The sequence below is a fragment of the uncultured Agrococcus sp. genome (assembly GCF_945915485.1).
Classification (GTDB): Bacteria; Actinomycetota; Actinomycetes; order Actinomycetales; family Microbacteriaceae; genus Agrococcus.
On the sequence record NZ_CAMEFJ010000001.1, the window covers coordinates 12228 to 29377 of the forward strand.

General features: G+C 62.7%; 12 protein-coding genes. All 12 read left to right on the top strand.

What is annotated here, in order from left to right; genetic code table 11:
- The first annotated feature begins 37 nt into the window (after nt 1–37).
- The 12 genes from uvrB (at nt 38) to tpiA (ending at nt 17068) form a co-directional block, all read left to right on the top strand.
- Nucleotides 38–2092 (top strand): excinuclease ABC subunit UvrB, encoded by a 2055-nt coding sequence (gene uvrB, locus Q0O95_RS00055; protein ID WP_293694117.1) that lies wholly within the window; start codon nt 38–40, stop codon nt 2090–2092.
- Between the two features lie 417 nt (nt 2093–2509).
- Complete coding sequence (locus Q0O95_RS00060; RefSeq protein ID WP_293694119.1) at nt 2510–3280, top strand: 5-oxoprolinase subunit PxpA; 771 nt, start codon at nt 2510–2512, stop codon at nt 3278–3280.
- A gap of 46 nt (nt 3281–3326) precedes the next feature.
- Complete coding sequence (locus Q0O95_RS00065) at nt 3327–4886, top strand: urea amidolyase family protein (protein WP_293694122.1); 1560 nt, start codon at nt 3327–3329, stop codon at nt 4884–4886.
- A gap of 13 nt (nt 4887–4899) precedes the next feature.
- Entirely contained in the window at nt 4900–6612 is a 1713-nt protein-coding gene (locus Q0O95_RS00070; protein ID WP_293694284.1) for a biotin carboxylase N-terminal domain-containing protein, read from the top strand.
- Nucleotides 6613–6656: 44 nt separating this feature from the next.
- A complete protein-coding gene (gene uvrA, locus Q0O95_RS00075; protein WP_293694125.1) occupies nt 6657–9527 on the top strand; it encodes an excinuclease ABC subunit UvrA in 2871 nt (956 codons plus the stop codon).
- Nucleotides 9527–11452 (top strand): excinuclease ABC subunit UvrC, encoded by a 1926-nt coding sequence (gene uvrC, locus Q0O95_RS00080; RefSeq protein ID WP_293694128.1) that lies wholly within the window; start codon nt 9527–9529, stop codon nt 11450–11452. The genes uvrA and uvrC overlap by 1 nt, the downstream gene beginning before the upstream one ends.
- A complete protein-coding gene (gene rapZ / locus Q0O95_RS00085) occupies nt 11449–12312 on the top strand; it encodes an RNase adapter RapZ (RefSeq protein WP_293694131.1) in 864 nt (287 codons plus the stop codon). Before uvrC ends, rapZ begins: the two co-directional genes overlap by 4 nt.
- 12 nt (nt 12313–12324) lie before the next feature.
- Entirely contained in the window at nt 12325–13302 is a 978-nt protein-coding gene (whiA, locus tag Q0O95_RS00090; protein WP_293694134.1) for a DNA-binding protein WhiA, read from the top strand.
- 48 nt (nt 13303–13350) lie between these two features.
- Complete coding sequence (locus tag Q0O95_RS00095; RefSeq protein ID WP_293694137.1) at nt 13351–13968, top strand: superoxide dismutase; 618 nt, start codon at nt 13351–13353, stop codon at nt 13966–13968.
- Nucleotides 13969–14061: 93 nt separating this feature from the next.
- The gene (gap, locus tag Q0O95_RS00100) at nt 14062–15075 is read left to right on the top strand and encodes a type I glyceraldehyde-3-phosphate dehydrogenase (RefSeq protein ID WP_293694139.1); all 1014 of its coding nucleotides are present in this window, start codon (nt 14062–14064) and stop codon (nt 15073–15075) included.
- 2 nt (nt 15076–15077) lie between these two features.
- Nucleotides 15078–16289 carry a phosphoglycerate kinase gene (locus Q0O95_RS00105; protein WP_293694142.1) on the top strand — a complete coding sequence of 404 codons (1212 nt, stop codon included), beginning with the start codon at nt 15078–15080 and terminating at the stop codon, nt 16287–16289.
- Entirely contained in the window at nt 16283–17068 is a 786-nt protein-coding gene (tpiA, locus tag Q0O95_RS00110) for a triose-phosphate isomerase (RefSeq protein WP_293694144.1), read from the top strand. The genes Q0O95_RS00105 and tpiA overlap by 7 nt, the downstream gene beginning before the upstream one ends.
- Nucleotides 17069–17150: the final 82 nt, after the last annotated feature.

Consider the following 17150-nt stretch of genomic DNA (forward strand, 5'->3'; position numbering starts at 1 on the left):
GCGCGAGCCCACACGACAGCGAGCGTAGGCTAGTTCCATGGAACCGACTCGTGCCGTACACCCCTTCGAAGTCGTCAGCGAGTTCAGCCCGAGCGGTGATCAGCCGAAAGCGATCGACGAGTTGGCCGCGGCCATCAATCGCGGCGAAACCGATGTCGTGCTGCTGGGCGCAACGGGAACGGGGAAGAGCGCTACGACCGCGTGGCTCGTCGAGCGCATTCAGCGCCCGACCCTGGTGCTCGCGCACAACAAGACGCTTGCCGCTCAGCTGGCGAACGAGTTCCGTGAGCTGCTACCGAACAATGCTGTCGAATACTTCGTTTCGTACTACGACTACTACCAGCCGGAAGCGTACGTTCCGCAGACGGACACGTTCATCGAGAAGGACAGTTCGCTCAACGCGGAGGTCGAACGACTCCGTCACTCGGCTACGAACTCACTGCTCTCTCGTCGTGATGTCGTCGTTGTCTCGACGGTGTCGTGCATTTACGGTCTGGGCACACCGGAAGAGTATCTGGAGGCCATGGTCGCACTCCAGGTCGGCATGCGCATTGACCGCCAGGAGCTCCTGCGCAGGTTCGTCTCCATGCAGTATCAGCGCAACGACGTCGCGTTTCAGCGCGGCACGTTTCGCGTCCGAGGAGACACGATCGAGATCATCCCGATGTACGAGGAACTTGCGATTCGCATCGAGCTGTTCGGCGATGAGATCGACAGGCTCTCGACACTGCACCCTTTGACGGGGGATCTGATCAAGAGTCTCGACGCGGTCTCGATCTTCCCCGGTTCGCACTACGTTGCCGGCGAAGAGCGGATGAAGCGTGCCATCGGCGACATCCGGGAGGAGCTCGGTGTTCGGCTCGAGGAGCTGAAGTCCCAGGACAAGCTTCTGGAAGCGCAGCGTCTGCAGATGCGCACGACGTTCGATCTCGAGATGATGGAGCAGATCGGATTCTGCTCGGGCATCGAGAACTACTCCAGGCACATCGACGATCGGCAACCGGGAGAGGCTCCGCACTGCCTGCTCGATTACTTCCCGGACGACTTCGTCATCGTGATCGACGAATCCCACGTGACGGTTCCGCAAGTGGGGGCAATGTACGAAGGCGACGCGAGCCGCAAGAGAACGCTCGTCGATCATGGCTTCCGGTTGCCGAGCGCCCTCGACAACCGTCCCCTCAAGTTCTCGGAGTTCCAGGACCGAGTCGCGCAGACGGTATATCTCTCTGCGACCCCCGGATCCTATGAGCTGGGTCGTGCGGATACCGTCGTCGAGCAGATCATTCGACCAACGGGTCTCGTCGATCCGGAGCTCAAGATCAAGCCGACGAGGGGTCAGATCGACGATCTGCTGGAAGAGATCCGAGTGCGTTCCGAGCGCGAAGAGCGTGTGCTCGTGACGACCCTGACCAAGAAGATGGCGGAGGAGCTGACCGAGTACTTCACGGAAGCCGGCGTTCGCGTGCGCTACCTGCACTCCGACGTCGACACGCTGCGTCGTGTCGAACTGCTCACCCAGTTGCGCAGTGGCGTTTTCGACGTGCTCGTCGGCATCAACCTGCTCCGCGAAGGGCTCGACCTTCCAGAAGTATCCCTCGTTGCGATACTCGACGCGGACAAGGAGGGCTTCCTCCGCTCGACCACCTCGCTCATCCAGACTATCGGCCGAGCCGCGCGAAACGTTTCCGGTGAAGTGCACATGTACGCCGACAGGGTGACGGACTCGATGCGGGCGGCGATCGACGAGACGACTCGTCGTAGAGAGCTGCAGGTCGCCTACAACACCGAGCACGGCATCGATCCGACGCCCTTGCGGAAGCGCATCGCCGACATAACCGAAGTGCTTGCGCGCGAGGAGCAGGACAGCGAAGAGCTCCTAGCGGGCAGAAAGGCGGGGTCCCCGACGCCGCGACTGAGCGGTGATCGATCACAGCTCGACGGAGCGGAGCAGATCGAAACGCTCGTCGCGGATCTCACCCAGCAGATGCAGGCGGCGGCGGGAGAACTCAAGTTCGAACTGGCAGCCCGGCTGCGAGACGAGCTGCAGGAGCTGAAGCGCGACCTGCGTGCCATTCGGCAGGCGGAAGGGTAGCTTGAGGTTGAAGCGTAGAACAGTGTTGATGGCTGCGCTGAGCGGAATCTCATGCTGGATCGGGATCCGATGGAAGTGGCGCGGCTGAACGCATTACTTCGTCTGGGTGAGTAGCTGTTGGAGTGTGATGTGATTGATATTGGAGGGTCAGTGCTGAAGCCTGCTTGAGTACGCGTCAGAGACACCGTGCACTGTGGCATCGTAGGCAAGGCTTGATCGCAGGTAAATTGAGGTATTAGTGCAACTCGGCGAAAGGACCTGCTCGGCGGGTACCGCTCTACCCGAAGCGGCTCCTCGTGTTCGGAACAACGGCAACCGCACTGAGCATCTACATGGGCGTCCAATCGATCGGCCCGATCTTCGAGTTCCTCGGCATCGGCGCTTGATTCGGCTCGAGGCGAAAGGAAGGCTAGAACCATGGTGTCCATCGATCTCAATTCCGACCTCGGAGAGAACACGCCCGCTCGCATCGTCGGCGACGATGCGGCGATGCTGCAGATCGTCACGAGTGCCAACGTGTCGTGCGGCTTTCACGCGGGCGACCCCGAGGGGATCAAGAACACGCTGACCGCCGCTGTGCACAACAGCGTATCGATAGGGGCTCACCCCGGTTACCGGGACTACGAGAACTTCGGTCGGCTCCCCGTCGACGTCGACTCCTCGACCCTGCAGGCCCACGTGGAGTATCAACTCGGAGCCATCGCGGCTCTCTCCAAGGCGGTCGGCGGAGAAGTCGTCTATGTGAAACCGCACGGCGCGCTGTACAACACGGTTGCGATCGATGAGCGTCAAGCGCGTGACGTCGTCAATGCCGTCAAAGCGATCGACCCCGGACTCGTACTCCTGGGGCTCGCGGGTGGAGTCGTTCTCGACATCGCGGAGCGCGCGGGGCTGGAGACCGCCGCGGAGGCCTTCGCCGATCGCGCTTACACATCGGAAGGGACGCTCGTCTCGAGATCACAACCGGGTGCCGTGCTGCACGACGTCGGCGCCGTTGCGGAACGCATGGTGAGACTCGCGAACGAAGGCGTCGTACGGTCGATCCATGGCATCGACGTACCGGTACGAGCCGACTCCATCTGCGTCCACGGCGACAGCGCCGGGGCCATCTCGATGGCGAGGGAGACACGAGCCGCTCTGCGCACAGCCGGTATAGAACTGCGTCCGTTCGCCGGGAGTCGAGCATGACCGGCGCGACCGGCCGCCACCCCTCTCGTGAGAACCGGGGCTCGCTGTGAGGCGCATTCTCACGGCATCCGACAGAGCTCTGCTCCTGGAGATGTCGGATCTCGACGAATCGCTTCGGATGCTCCCGGCTCTCCTCGCGGCGAACATCCCCGGAGTGACCGAGCTCGTGCCGGCGGTCAGGACGATACTGGTGCACTTCGACCCCGGTGTCGTCACAGCAGAGAGCCTGCAAACGAGATTGTTGTCGATCGAGCCGAGTGAAGAGCTGGAAGGGAGCGAGGAGTCCGTCGAGATCGCCGTTCGCTACGGAGGGGAAGACCTCGCTACTGTCGCCGAGCTCCTCGCAGTGACTGAGCGAGAACTCATCGAGCGACATCAGGCAGCGACATGGCGGGTTGCTTTCAGCGGGTTCGCCCCCGGATTCGGTTATCTCATCTGCGATGATCCGCTCTTCGATGTGCCCCGGCGCAGTTCTCCGCGAACGCGCATCCCAGCGGGCTCTGTTGCACTCGCGGGCCGATTCTCCGGCATCTACCCGCGCGAGAGTCCCGGCGGCTGGCAGCTCATCGGCCGGACCGATACTGCCATGTGGGATCTCGACCGCGACCCGCCCGCGCTCCTCTCGCCGGGCACGGCCGTGAGGTTCACCGCGACCGATCGCGAAGTCGTGATGCGCGCTGGCGCCACCTCGAAACCCGTCGCCTCGCAGAACTCTCTCGAAGTCGTCCGCCCGGGATTGCAGTTGCTCGTCCAGGATCTTGGACGTCCGGGGATGGCGTCACAGGGCGTCTCTTCTGCGGGCGCGGCGGATCGCGAAGCCTTGCGAGAAGCGAATCGGGCCGTCGGCAACGAGCAGAACACGGCGAGCCTGGAAATCGCCGGCGGGGGAGCCGTTCTTCGATTTCGCGGACCCACCGTAGCCTCCCTCTCAGGAGCACTCGCAACTGCGACGCTCACGGGTTCCGAAGTCGACTTCGACCGGCCATTCGCGGTTGAGGACGGCGATGAGTTGCGCATCGGAGGGGCTGCAGAGGGGATGCGCATCGTACTCGCGATTCGAGGAGGGCTCGCAATCGATCCCGTGCTCGACAGCTGCTCGGCCGACACGCTGGCGGGCCTGGGCCCGGACCCTCTGCAAGCTGGAGACGTCATTCCACTGCACGGGCCGAGCTCGGCGCCGCATCCCGTCGAAAGGACGCGCGCTCCACGACGCAGACTGCCGAAGTCCGGTGAAATAACCGAGCTTCGGATCATATTGGGGCCGAGGGACGACTGGTTCACCGACTCAGCACTGCAGGCACTGTGTTCACAGGAGTGGCAGGTGACTCCTCGCTCCGACCGGATCGGCGTGCGCTTGGCCGGTGACGCCCTGGAACGGGTACGAAACGATGAACTCGACAGCGAAGGAGCCGTGACGGGCGCGATTCAAGTACCTGCGGACGGGCAGCCGGTGCTGTTCCTGGCCGATCATCCGTTGACCGGCGGATATCCGATCATCGGTTCCGTCATCGACAGCGACCTGGATCTTGCCGGACAGTTACCGCCCGCTGCACGCGTCCGGTTTCGAGTCGAACCGGCCGAAGCCGGCGAGCATGCAAGCCAGTGAGGGAGAGCAGACGATGAAGAAGATCCTGATCGCCAACCGCGGTGAGATCGCGGTTCGAATCATCCGAGCCTGCGCGGAGGCAGGGTACACGTCTGTCGCCGTGTACGCGGACCAAGACTTCGACGCGATGCACGTTCGGCTTGCCGACGAGGCCTTTGCGTTGCCGGGTACGAGCGCATCGGACACGTACTTGAACACGCAGGCGCTGCTCGCTGCGGCGCAGTCGGCGGCGGCCGATGCCGTTCACCCCGGGTACGGATTCCTGTCGGAGAACGCGGAGTTCGCGAGGGCGGTTGAACAAGCCGGTCTCGTCTGGATCGGGCCGGCTCCCGAAACGATAGAGGCCCTTGGCGACAAAGTCACAGCAAGGGAGATCGCTGTTCGAATAGGCGCTCCTCTGGCGGCGGGAACGGATGAGCCGCTACGGGATGAGCGGGAGGCGATCGAGTTCGCGAGAGAGCACGGTGTTCCGGTCGTCATCAAGGCCGCGTTCGGCGGCGGCGGCAGGGGACTGAAGATCGCGAGATCGATTGATGAGGTTGCGAGCGCGTTCGACTCCGCCACGCGCGAGTCGATAGCGGCATTCGGGCGCCCGGAGTGTTTCATCGAGCGCTATCTCGACCGTGCTCGTCACGTCGAAGCGCAGATTCTCGGCGACGGGGATGGCAACGTCATCGTCGTCGGCGATCGCGACTGCTCATTGCAAAGAAGAGGTCAGAAACTCGTGGAAGAAGCTCCCGCTCCGGGGCTTACGGAGCAGCAACGTTCGCGCATCCACGATGCCGCCCGCGATATCTGCTCAGCCGTGAACTATCGGGGCGCGGGCACCGTCGAGTTTCTGCTCGCGGAGGACGGCACCGTCTCTTTCCTCGAGGTCAACACTCGCCTGCAGGTGGAGCATCCCGTCACGGAAGCAGTGACGGGTGTCGACCTCGTCCAGGAGCAGTTCAGGATCGCAGAGGGGCTCGGCATGTCGTTCACCGCCACCCCGGAGCCGCTGGGCCACGCGTTCGAGTTTCGACTCAATGCGGAGGATCCCGGGCGTGGATTTCTCCCGTCGCCCGGCAGGGTCGAAAGCCTACGGGTCCCGGGAGGGCCAGGAATCCGATGGGATGCCGGCGTCGAGGCCGGTGACGTCGTCCAGCCTGCATTCGATTCGCTCGCTGCGAAGTTGATCGTCCACGCCCGCGATCGCGATGCAGCTCTCGTGCGATCGCGACGTGCCCTGCACGAGCTCGAAGTCACCGGCATCGCCACCGTCCTCCCGTTCGCAAGCGCTGTCGTGGAAGAACGCGACTTTCAGACCAAAGCATTCAAGGTCACGACGCAGTGGATAGAGAACGAGCTCATGCCACGGCTGGATATGCAGTCACGCGCGCTCGGAACCGATGACCCCGAACTGCAGCGTCTGCCGATCGAAGTCGACGGTAGGCGTCTCGTACTCGGCATTCCAGCGGGGCTCTTCGCGCTCGGTGCACAGTCAGAGCCTCGTGAGGACGGGCCGGGCGAGCATGAGCGGATGGGCGTGCACTCGCCCGTTCCGGGCTCGCTCGTCACCTGGCTGAAGAGCGATGGCGAAACGGTGGATGCCGGTGAGGACATTGCGGTGCTCGACGCGATGAAGATGGAGACGAGAGTCGCTGCGCACTGCGCAGGGACTCTCGAGCACACGGTGTCCGAGGGCGCAACCGTAACCGTCGACGAGCTGATCGCCCGCATCCGGTGACCGTTCGAACGTTCCGTGTCGGATGTCAGGCTTAGACTTGCAAGGTGGCAAAATCGACTTCGAAACCTTCCGCCCGTACCGTGTCCAACCCTGAGCTGACCGTGAAGGGCGCGAGGGTCCACAATCTGAAGAACGTCAACGTTTCCGTGCCTCGCGATTCGCTCATCGTCTTTACCGGTCTCTCGGGCTCCGGCAAGTCATCGCTTGCCTTCGATACCGTTTTCGCGGAAGGCCAAAGGCGGTACGTCGAGTCGCTCTCGGCCTACGCACGGCAGTTCTTGGGGCAGGTGGATCGCCCCGACGTCGACTTCATCGACGGGCTCAGCCCGGCGGTGTCCATAGACCAGAAGTCCACCAACCGGAATCCCCGATCCACCGTGGGGACGATAACCGAGATCTACGACTACATGCGGCTGCTGTGGGCGCGCATCGGCATCCCGCACTGTCCGGTATGCGGTGAGCGGATTCAGCGCCAGACGGTGCAGCAGATAGCGGATGAGCTCATGGAGCAGCAGGACGGCACTCGTTACCAGCTGCTCGCGCCGGTCGTGCAGCAGAAGAAGGGTGAATTCCAGGACACGATTCGCAACTTCATCGCCACCGGGTACTCCCGGGCCGTCATCGACGGACAGCTCGTTCGACTCGACGAGGCTCCCGCGCTCAAGAAACAGGTCAAGCACGACATCTCCGTCGTCGTCGATCGTCTCGTTGCCGGCCCCGACATTCTCACGCGATTGACCGACTCTCTTGAGACCGCGCTGCGGCTCGCGGACGGACTCGTCACGGTCGACTACGTCGACGACGGCGTATCCAGGACGTTCAGCGAAAAACTCTCGTGCCCCAACCGCCACCCTGTGACGCTCACGGAGATCGAGCCTCGCACGTTCTCCTTCAACGCCCCCTTCGGCTCCTGCAAAACCTGTGACGGAATCGGAACACGCCTGCAGGCCGACGCGGACCTCGTCATCGGCGACTCGGAGCTCTCCATCAATGAAGGCGCTATCGTGCCGTGGACGCAGGGGAACAAGGGGCTGTATCGCTACTTCGAACGGCTGCTCTCCGGTGTCGCGAATGACTTCGGCTTTTCCCTCGACACCCCATGGGATCAGCTCGAGGAGGAGACGCAGCAGTTGATTCTGCACGGTGCGGAAGACAACGTCGTGGTGCAGTGGCGGAATCGTTGGGGACGCAAGCTCAGCTACTCCTCCGGCTACGAAGGTGTTCTGCCGTGGGTTCTGCGCAAGCACAGCGAATCCGAGTCGGACTGGTCGCGGAGCAAGTACGGCCAGCTACTTCGCGAAACGCCGTGTCCGACCTGCCACGGAGCTCGACTGACGGAAGAGGTGCTTGCAGTGCAGGTCGCCGGTCGCTCCATTGCCGAAGTCACGGACATGAGCCTCAGCGACTCGCACGAGTTCATGCAGACGCTCGATCTGACCGAGCGGGAGGCGATGATCGCCGCTGCCGTGCTACGCGAGATTCGCGCGCGTCTCGACTTCCTCCTGGAGGTCGGGCTCGGCTACCTGACGATGTCGAGGGCTGCCGGAACTCTCTCCGGTGGCGAGGCGCAGCGCATCCGCTTGGCGACACAGATCGGCTCGGGGCTCACGGGCGTGTTGTACGTGCTCGATGAGCCGTCGATCGGTCTCCATCAGCGTGACAATCGGAGGCTCATCACGACCCTCGAGTCGCTCCGGGACCTCGGCAATACGCTGATCGTCGTCGAACACGACGAGGACACGATTCGGACTGCCGACTGGATCGTCGATATCGGGCCCGGAGCAGGCGAGCACGGGGGCGAGGTCGTCCACTCCGGTTCGTACGAGCAGCTCGTCAAGCATCCCCGCTCTGTCACCGGCGATTACCTTGCCGGCAGGAAGACGATTCCGTTGCCAGAGCAGCGCCGTGCCGTCGACAGCGAACGCATGCTGCGAATCGAGGGCGCGACGGCGAACAATCTCCAGAACGTTTCCGTCGACGTTCCGCTGGGCCTGTTCGTGGCCGTTACGGGCGTCAGCGGTTCGGGGAAGTCGACGCTGATCAACGAAGTGCTCTACAAGGTGTTGGCGAACTCCCTCAACGGTGCGAAGCAGGTGCCGGCGAAGCACAAGCGCATAACGGGGCTCGAACACCTGGACAAGGTGGTCCACGTCGATCAGGCGCCCATCGGTCGAACTCCACGCTCGAATCCGGCGACCTATACGGGGGTCTTCGACAAGATCCGCACACTCTTCGCCGAGACGGCGGAGGCGAAAGCGCGTGGCTATCAGCCGGGCAGGTTCTCATTCAACGTGAAGGGCGGCCGCTGCGAGGCGTGCCAGGGCGACGGAACCATCAAGATCGAGATGAACTTCCTACCGGACGTGTATGTCGCGTGCGAGACCTGCAACGGGGCTCGTTACAACCGAGATACGCTCGCGGTCCACTACAAAGGCAAGAGCATCGCCGACGTTCTCGATATGCCGATAGAAGAGGCCGCCGAGTTCTTCGAGGCGATTCAGTCGATTCATCGCTATCTCGCAACGCTCGTGGATGTCGGGCTCGGCTACGTCAGACTCGGCCAGGCGGCGACAACGCTCTCTGGCGGCGAGGCGCAGCGCGTGAAGCTCGCAACTGAGCTGCAGCGCAGATCGAACGGCAGAAGTATCTACGTGCTCGACGAGCCGACGACGGGACTGCATTTCGAGGATGTCCGGAAGCTGCTCGGTGTGCTCGATTCGCTGGTCAAGAAGGGCAATTCCGTCATCACGATCGAACACAATCTCGATGTCATCAAGTCCGCCGATTTCATCATCGATCTCGGGCCAGAGGGTGGCGCTGGTGGTGGCACCGTAATCGCCACGGGAACACCGGAAGCTGTCGCCGAAGAGGAATCCTCGTTCACGGGGCAGTTCCTGAAGGAGCTGCTGCAGTAGTGGCCGATACCGTACCCTGGCGCCCGCGGACGGCGGACATTCCCGCCGCCCCGGGTGTCTATCGGTTCCGAGACGACAAGGGGCGCATTCTCTACGTCGGCAAGGCGAAGTCGCTCAAGCAGCGACTCCAGAACTACTTCCAGCCACTGCCGGGTCTGCACGAGCGAACACGACGCATGGTGCTGACGGCGGCCAGCGTCGAATGGACGATCGTGGGGTCCGAGTTCGAAGCACTGCAGCTCGAGTACACCTGGATCAAGGAGTACGAGCCCCCTTTCAACGTGCAGTTCCGTGACGACAAGTCCTACCCCTACCTGGCCGTCACGCTGGGGGAGAGCGTTCCCCGAGTCATGGTGACTCGCAATCGCGGCATCCGCGGGGCTCGCTACTTCGGGCCGTACACGAAAGTGTGGGCGATACGCGAAACGCTCGACGCACTGCTCAAAGCCTTTCCTATGCGATCGTGCTCGCAGGCGATCTTCGATAAGGCGCAGCGTGACGGGCGGCCCTGCCTTCTGGGGGACATCGGGAAGTGCTCGGCTCCCTGCGTCGAACGAGTGACAGAAGATGAACACCGGGACATTGCGAAGCGTCTCATCTCCTTCATGGCCGGCGCGGATCAGGAGTTCGTGGAAGCGGTTCGCGAGCAGATGATGGCGGCAAGCGAGGAGCTGCAGTTCGAACGCGCTGCGCGGCTCCGTGATCAGATCGTCGCGATGGAAACCGTGCTCGCGAAGACATCCGTCGTTCTTGCCGATCGAGTAGATGCCGATGTATTCGGGCTCGTGCACGACGAACTGCAGGCATCGCTGCACCTCTTCAGTGTGCGAAAGGGCCGTATTCGAGGCACTCGCAGCTGGGTCGTCGATACAGAGCTCGATCTCCCGGAGGGAGAGCTTGCGGAACAGCTGCTTCGCATCGCCTACGACACGAAAGCTGCCGACGAGCTCGCTGCTCCGGCGCGCGAAGTGCTCCTCCCCGTGACTCCGGAAAGCCCGGAAGCGGTCGAGCAGTGGCTCACCGGTCGACGGCATGCGGCAGGGCTCGGAGGCAGAGTCACGATTCGTAAGGCCCGGCGCGGTGAGAAGAAGCAGCTGACCGACTCGGCGACGGCGAATGCATCGCACGCACTGCAGGTTTCCAGGACCAAGCGGTCGAGCGACTACGTCACCAGGACGCAAGCGCTCACCGACCTGCAGGAGGCGCTCGGCCTCGATGAAGCCCCCTTGCGCATCGAGTGCTATGACATCTCTCACCTGGGCGGAACCGACGTTGTCGGGTCGATGGTGGTCTTCGAAGACGGACTGCCGAAGAAGGACCAGTACAGGAAGTTCTCCGTGCACGGCACGACGGACGATACTGCGTCGATGCATCAGGTACTCACACGACGTTTGAAGTATCTCCGCGGCGTAGAGCAAGACCCGGAACAGAATGAGAACCGGTTTTCCTATCCGCCCCAGCTGCTGCTGATCGACGGGGGCCTTCCTCAGGTGAATGCTGCGCAACGCGCACTGCGGGAGTCGGGCATCGCCAGCATCCCCATCGCGGGGATCGCGAAGCGTCTGGAGGAGCTGTGGCTGCCCGGTGATGACTATCCCGTGATCCTTCCCAGAACGAGTGAGGCTCTGTACCTCGTACAACGACTGCGCGACGAAGCGCACAGGTTTGCGCTTCGCTACCAGCGCACCAAGCGATCGAGCGCCATCGAGAGTGAGCTGGGCTCCATCCAGGGGCTGGGCCCTGCGCGCGTAAAGGCGCTGCTGAAGCACTTCGGATCCGCGAAGCGGGTGCGAGCAGCCAGCGTTGAGGAGATCGCCGAGGTCAAGGGCGTCGGGCCCTCCCTGGCTTCCGCGGTCCACGATGCTCTCTCGGGCGGTAGCATGAATGAGCGAGCACAGGTTAGGGGACAGGACGAAACATCGTGAGCGAAGCACGCGAAGTTCTCATCATCACGGGGCTCTCCGGTGCGGGGCGGACAACGGTCGCGAACGCACTCGAGGACATCGGCTACTTCGTCGTCGACAATCTCCCCCCTGCCATGCTCAGGCAGCTCGTGGAGCTCGTGGGCGCTGCCGATTCTCTTCCCCGTCTCGCCATCGTCATCGACGTTCGCGGAGGGGTGCTGTTCGACGACGCGATTCAGCTCCTGCAACTCCTCAAAGTCGAGTACTCGGTAACCCTCATCTTCCTCGAGGCGAGCGACGAAGCCATCGTGCGCCGCTTCGAAGCGGTTCGCCGTCCGCATCCGCTGCAGGGTGACGGCACCATCATCGATGGCATCCGGATGGAACGGAACCGGCTCAGCGAGTTGCGTTCGCAAGCGGATCAACTCATCGACACGTCGAACTTCAATGTTCACCAGCTGACGAAAAGGATCATCGAGCACTATTCCGATTCGGGTCGGCCGAAGTTCACACTCACGATTCTCAGTTTCGGCTTCAAGTACGGTCTGCCCGTCGACGCTGACCTCGTGATCGACATGAGGTTCATCCCGAACCCGTTCTGGCAGCAGGATTTACGCGAGCTCACGGGCGAGGACGAACGCGTTAGCGACTACGTGCTGAATCAAGCCGGTACGACCGAGTTCTTCGAGCGTTACGTTCATGCTTTGGAGCCAGTTCTCGAGGGGTATCGGCGAGAGAACAAACGGCACGTTATTCTCGCCGTAGGCTGTACCGGTGGCAAACACCGTTCCGTTGCGTCCGCCCGCTACCTTGGAGAGCTGCTGGCCGACACCGCGGACTCCGTTGTGCGTGTCACGCACCGTGATCTTGGAAGAGAATAGGAGACGAACAGCATGGCGTTGACCGCCGATGTGAAACACGAGCTCGCGCGGATTCGTGCCCCGAGGCCGCAAACGCGAGCCGCTGAGGCATCAGCGATGTTGCGCTTCTCGGGAGGCCTCCACGTTATCCACGGCCGAGTCGCCGTCGAGTGCGAACTGGACACTGCGGATGCGGCACGGAAGCTCGGTATGACCCTTCTGGAGCTCTACGGTGTTAAGGCCGAGATCGCAGTCATATCCGGCAGCGGTCCCAAATCTTCGCGTTCGTACCTCGTACGCGTCGTGACGGGAGGCGAGGTCCTTGCGCGGCAAACGGGCCTCATCGACAATCGCCACCGACCTGTTCGCGGGCTGCCGAACCGCTTGACGACCGGATCGATCGATGATCTCGCCGGTGTATGGCGGGGAGCCTTCCTCGTACAGGGATCGCTGACCGACCCCGGCAGGTCGTCTTCGCTCGAAGTCATCTGCCCCACGAGCGAGGCAGGCATGGCGCTCGTCGGCGCAGCCAGCCGCTTGGGCATCCAGTCGAAGGCGCGCGAGGTGCGCGGGCAGCACCGCGTCATGATCCGCGACAGTGACGACATCGCGCAGATGCTCGAGGTCATGGGTGCCGGTCAATCGGTCGAGGCGTGGACGCAGATGCGTCAGCGGCGTGAGGTTCGCGCCAACGCTAACCGTCTCGTCAACTTCGACGACGCCAATCTGCGACGCTCGGCGCAGGCCGCGGTCGCCGCCTGCGCGCGAGTCGAGCGAGCCTTCGAAATTCTGGGGGAGGACATTCCCGATCATCTCGTGTATGCAGGGAGACTCCGCCTCGAACATCGGGAGGCGAGCCTCGATGAGCTTGGTCGTCTCGCGGACCCCCAGCTCACAAAGGATGCCGTTGCCGGACGTATACGTCGGCTGTTGGCGATGGCCGATAAGCAGGCGTCTGACAGTGGCCTGCCGGGAACGGACGCCGCGATCACCGATGACATGGAGGACTAGCCCGGAGGCTAGACTGACAGGTAAGGCAATGAGAGAAAGCAGGTACACATGACCGTCTACACACTGCCCGAACTCCCGTATGACTACGCGGCGCTTGAACCCCACATCTCAGGGAAGATCATGGAACTGCACCATGACAAGCATCACAAGACCTATGTCGACGGCGCCAACACGGCCCTCGAAGCACTTGAAGCAGCGCGTGAATCAGCCGATTTCGGCTCGATCACGAAGCTGGAGAAGGATCTCGCTTTCCATCTCGGAGGCCACACCAACCACACCGTTTTCTGGAACAACCTTTCGCCGGATGGCGGGGGCGAACCGGATGGCGAACTCAGCGCAGCGCTGAGCGAGTTCTTCGGAGACTTCGAGAAGTTCAAGTCGCACTTCAGCCAGACCGCCACGACAATTCAGGGGTCCGGCTGGTCAGTGCTCGCCTGGGATTCCGTCGGAGAGCGGCTCAACGTGTTCCAATTGTTCGACCAGCAGGGCAATGTCCCGGTCGGGACGCACCCGATTCTCATGCTCGACATGTGGGAGCACGCGTTCTACCTCGACTACCTGAACGTCAAGGCCGACTACGTGAAGGCATTCTGGCAGATCGTTAATTGGCAGGATGCTGCAGCTCGATTGGCTGACGCGCGTACGAAGACCGCGGGGCTCATTTAGTAGTTCACCGCGTGTGCCGACGGGGCCCGTCGCAATGTCGGGCCCCGTCGGCGTCCTTTCCAATCACCGTCACACTCCCCGGAAGGAATGTCAGTGACCATCAAAGTAGCTATCAACGGATTCGGCCGCATCGGGCGCAACTTCACTCGCGCACTGCTGCGCTCGGAATCCAACCTCGAGATCGTCGCAGTGAACGATCTCACCGACACGAAGACACTCGCTCACCTGCTGAAATACGACTCCATCATGGGCCGGTTCCCCGGCGAGGTCTCACACGATGACGATGCAATCATCATCAACGGCAAGCGCGTCAGCGTGCTGTCGGAGAAGGACCCTGCGAAGCTCCCTTGGAGCGACTACGGTGTCGACGTGGTTGTCGAAAGCACTGGCATTTTCACCAGCGCGGAGCAGGCCCAGGCCCACCTCGACGCCGGTGCCAAGAAGGTCATTCTCTCCGCACCCGGTAAGGGCGGTGTTCCGATGTTCGTCATGGGCGTCAACAACGAGGATTACGACCCCGCGACACAGCACGTGCTGTCCAACGCCTCCTGCACGACGAACTGCCTCGCTCCCATCGTGAAGGTCTTCCACGAGAACTTCGGCATCGAGTCCGGTCTCATGGTCACGGTGCACGCGTACACCGCAGACCAGCGTCTGCAGGACGCTCCGCACTCCGATCTCCGCCGAGCTCGTGCTGCCGCCGTCTCGATCATCCCGACGTCCACTGGCGCGGCTTCTGCTATCGGCAAGGTCTATCCGGAACTCGATGGGAAGCTCGACGGCTACGCGCTCCGCGTGCCGGTTGCAACAGGGTCCCTCACGGACCTGACCATCACGACGAGCCGTAGTGACCTGACGGTCGACGAAATCAACGCCGCATTCAAGAAAGCAGCAGGCGAGGCTCCTCTCAAGGGCATCATGGAGTACACGGATGAGCCGATCGTCTCTGCCGACATCGTCGGTGACGACCAGTCCTCGATCTTCGACTCGGGTCTGACACGCGTGCAGGGCAACCAGATCAAGATCTCTGCCTGGTACGACAACGAGTGGGGCTACTCCTGCAGGCTCGTTGACTTCACCGAGTTCGTAGGCTCGAAGCTGGTCTAACCATGACACTGCGAACGCTCGACAGCCTCGGTCAGCTCGCCGGGAAGACGATTCTCGTGCGGTTCGACTTCAACGTTCCGCTCGACGGAGAACGCATAACCGACGAGGGGCGTATCCGAGCCGCGCTGCCGACGATCGATCGACTCACGCGGGCCGGCGCGAAGGTCGTCGGGGTCTCACACCTGGGTCGCCCGCAAGGGCAGCCGGATGGGAGATTCACGCTGGCTCCCGTTGCCGAGCGTCTCGCAGAACTCAGCGACGCCCCGGTCGCCTTCGCCGCCGACACTGTCGGAGAGACGGCGACCGAGGCTCGTCGCAACCAGCAGCCCGGCTCGCTGCTGCTGCTCGAGAACCTGCGCTTCGACCCCCGTGAAACGAGCGAAGACGAAGTTGAACGACGCGCTTTCGCTGAAGAGCTCGCAGCCGGCGCTGACGCGTTCGTCTCGGACGGGTTCGGCGTCGTGCACAGGAAGCAGGCGAGCGTCTATGACCTCGCGCTGATCCTTCCTAGCGCTGCCGGGCTGATCGTGGCGGATGAAGTGGGTGTTCTCTCCGGCCTTACGGATGCACCGCAGAAGCCGTACACGGTCGTTCTGGGAGGTTCGAAAGTCAGCGACAAGCTCGGCGTCATAGAACACCTCCTGCCGCGTGTGAATGCGCTGCTGATAGGGGGAGGGATGGCGTTCACCTTCTTGAAGGCGCAGGGACACGCGATCGGGGCGAGCCTCGTGGAGGAAGACCAGCTGGACACCGTCCGCGGCTACTTGCGCAGCGCGGACGTGCAGGGGGTCGACATCGTGCTTCCTACCGACATCGTGATGGCAGCGGGGTTCGCACCGGATGCCGAGCACGCGGTGGCGTCGACGAGCGCACTTGAGCAGACGTCGCTTGGTGCTACAGCGCTTGGCCTGGATATCGGCCCCGAGTCCGCGGAGGCCTTCGCCTCTCGTATCGTCTCGTCGAACACCGTATTCTGGAATGGCCCGATGGGCGTATTCGAGATGCCCGCTTTCGCGAAGGGCACGGAGCAGGTGGCGAAAGCGCTTGCCGAAACAGAGGCGTTCACGGTCGTCGGCGGAGGAGACTCGGCTGCCGCAGTTCGCACCCTCGGGTTCGAGGATGACGCATTTTCGCACATATCAACGGGAGGCGGTGCCAGCCTCGAGTTCCTCGAGGGCAAGCAGCTTCCCGGTCTGGAGGTACTGGGATGGTAGAGCAACGTGTGCCCTTCATAGCGGGCAACTGGAAAATGCAGCAGGACCACCTGCAGGCGATTGCGCTGGTTCAGAAGCTCGCATGGACGTTGAAGGATGCGGATCACGACTTTGAAGCGGTCGAGGTATCCGTCTTCCCGCCCTTCACCGATCTGCGCAGTGTGCAGACGATCGTCGACGCAGATAAGTACAGCATCCGATACGGGTCGCAAGACATTTCAGAACACGATGCCGGAGCTTTCACAGGAGAGATCTCAGGCGCCTTCCTCGCCAAGCTCGGTGCATCCTACGCGATCGTGGGGCACTCAGAGCGCCGTGAGCACCACGGCGAAACGGACGCCACCATCGGGCGTAAGGCGGCTGCCGCCGTCCGCCACGGTGTCGTCCCGGTCATCTGCGTCGGCGAGACGGCCGAGGATCTCGAACAGCACGGTGCATCAGCAGTGCCGGTGCAGCAGCTGCGCGATATCCTGGCCGAGGTTCCCGCCGGCGACTTCGTGGTCGCCTACGAACCGGTCTGGGCGATCGGCTCCGGAAAGGCGGCAACGCCGGAGCAAGCACAGCAGGTCGCCGAGGCTCTGCGAAAGACGATTGCCGAGGTGCGCGACGATGAGGCTGCCGAAAGCACCCGCATCCTGTACGGCGGCAGCGTGAAGAGTGCGAACATCGCCGGTTTCATGCGTGAGCCGGACATCGACGGAGCGCTCGTGGGCGGAGCGAGTCTCGACGCCAACGAGTTTGCGGGCATCGTGCGCTATCGATCGCATGTCGGCGTCTAACGCCGTACTGCGTGGTTCGATAGGGGACCGCTGGCGAGTTTGCTAGACTGGTCGCTGGTCTCCGTCATGGAAAGGCGTTTTT

Bases quoted from the DNA above. Each gene is read 5' to 3' on its own strand.
- uvrB (WP_293694117.1), top strand. From the start codon at position 38: ATGGAACCGACTCGTGCCGTACACCCCTTCGAAGTCGTCAGCGAGTTC.
- Q0O95_RS00060 (WP_293694119.1), top strand. From the start codon at position 2,510: ATGGTGTCCATCGATCTCAATTCCGACCTCGGAGAGAACACGCCCGCT.
- Q0O95_RS00070 (WP_293694284.1), top strand. From the start codon at position 4,900: ATGAAGAAGATCCTGATCGCCAACCGCGGTGAGATCGCGGTTCGAATC.
- whiA (WP_293694134.1), top strand. From the start codon at position 12,325: ATGGCGTTGACCGCCGATGTGAAACACGAGCTCGCGCGGATTCGTGCC.
- Q0O95_RS00095 (WP_293694137.1), top strand. From the start codon at position 13,351: ATGACCGTCTACACACTGCCCGAACTCCCGTATGACTACGCGGCGCTT.
- Q0O95_RS00105 (WP_293694142.1), top strand. From the start codon at position 15,078: ATGACACTGCGAACGCTCGACAGCCTCGGTCAGCTCGCCGGGAAGACG.
- tpiA (WP_293694144.1), top strand. From the start codon at position 16,283: ATGGTAGAGCAACGTGTGCCCTTCATAGCGGGCAACTGGAAAATGCAG.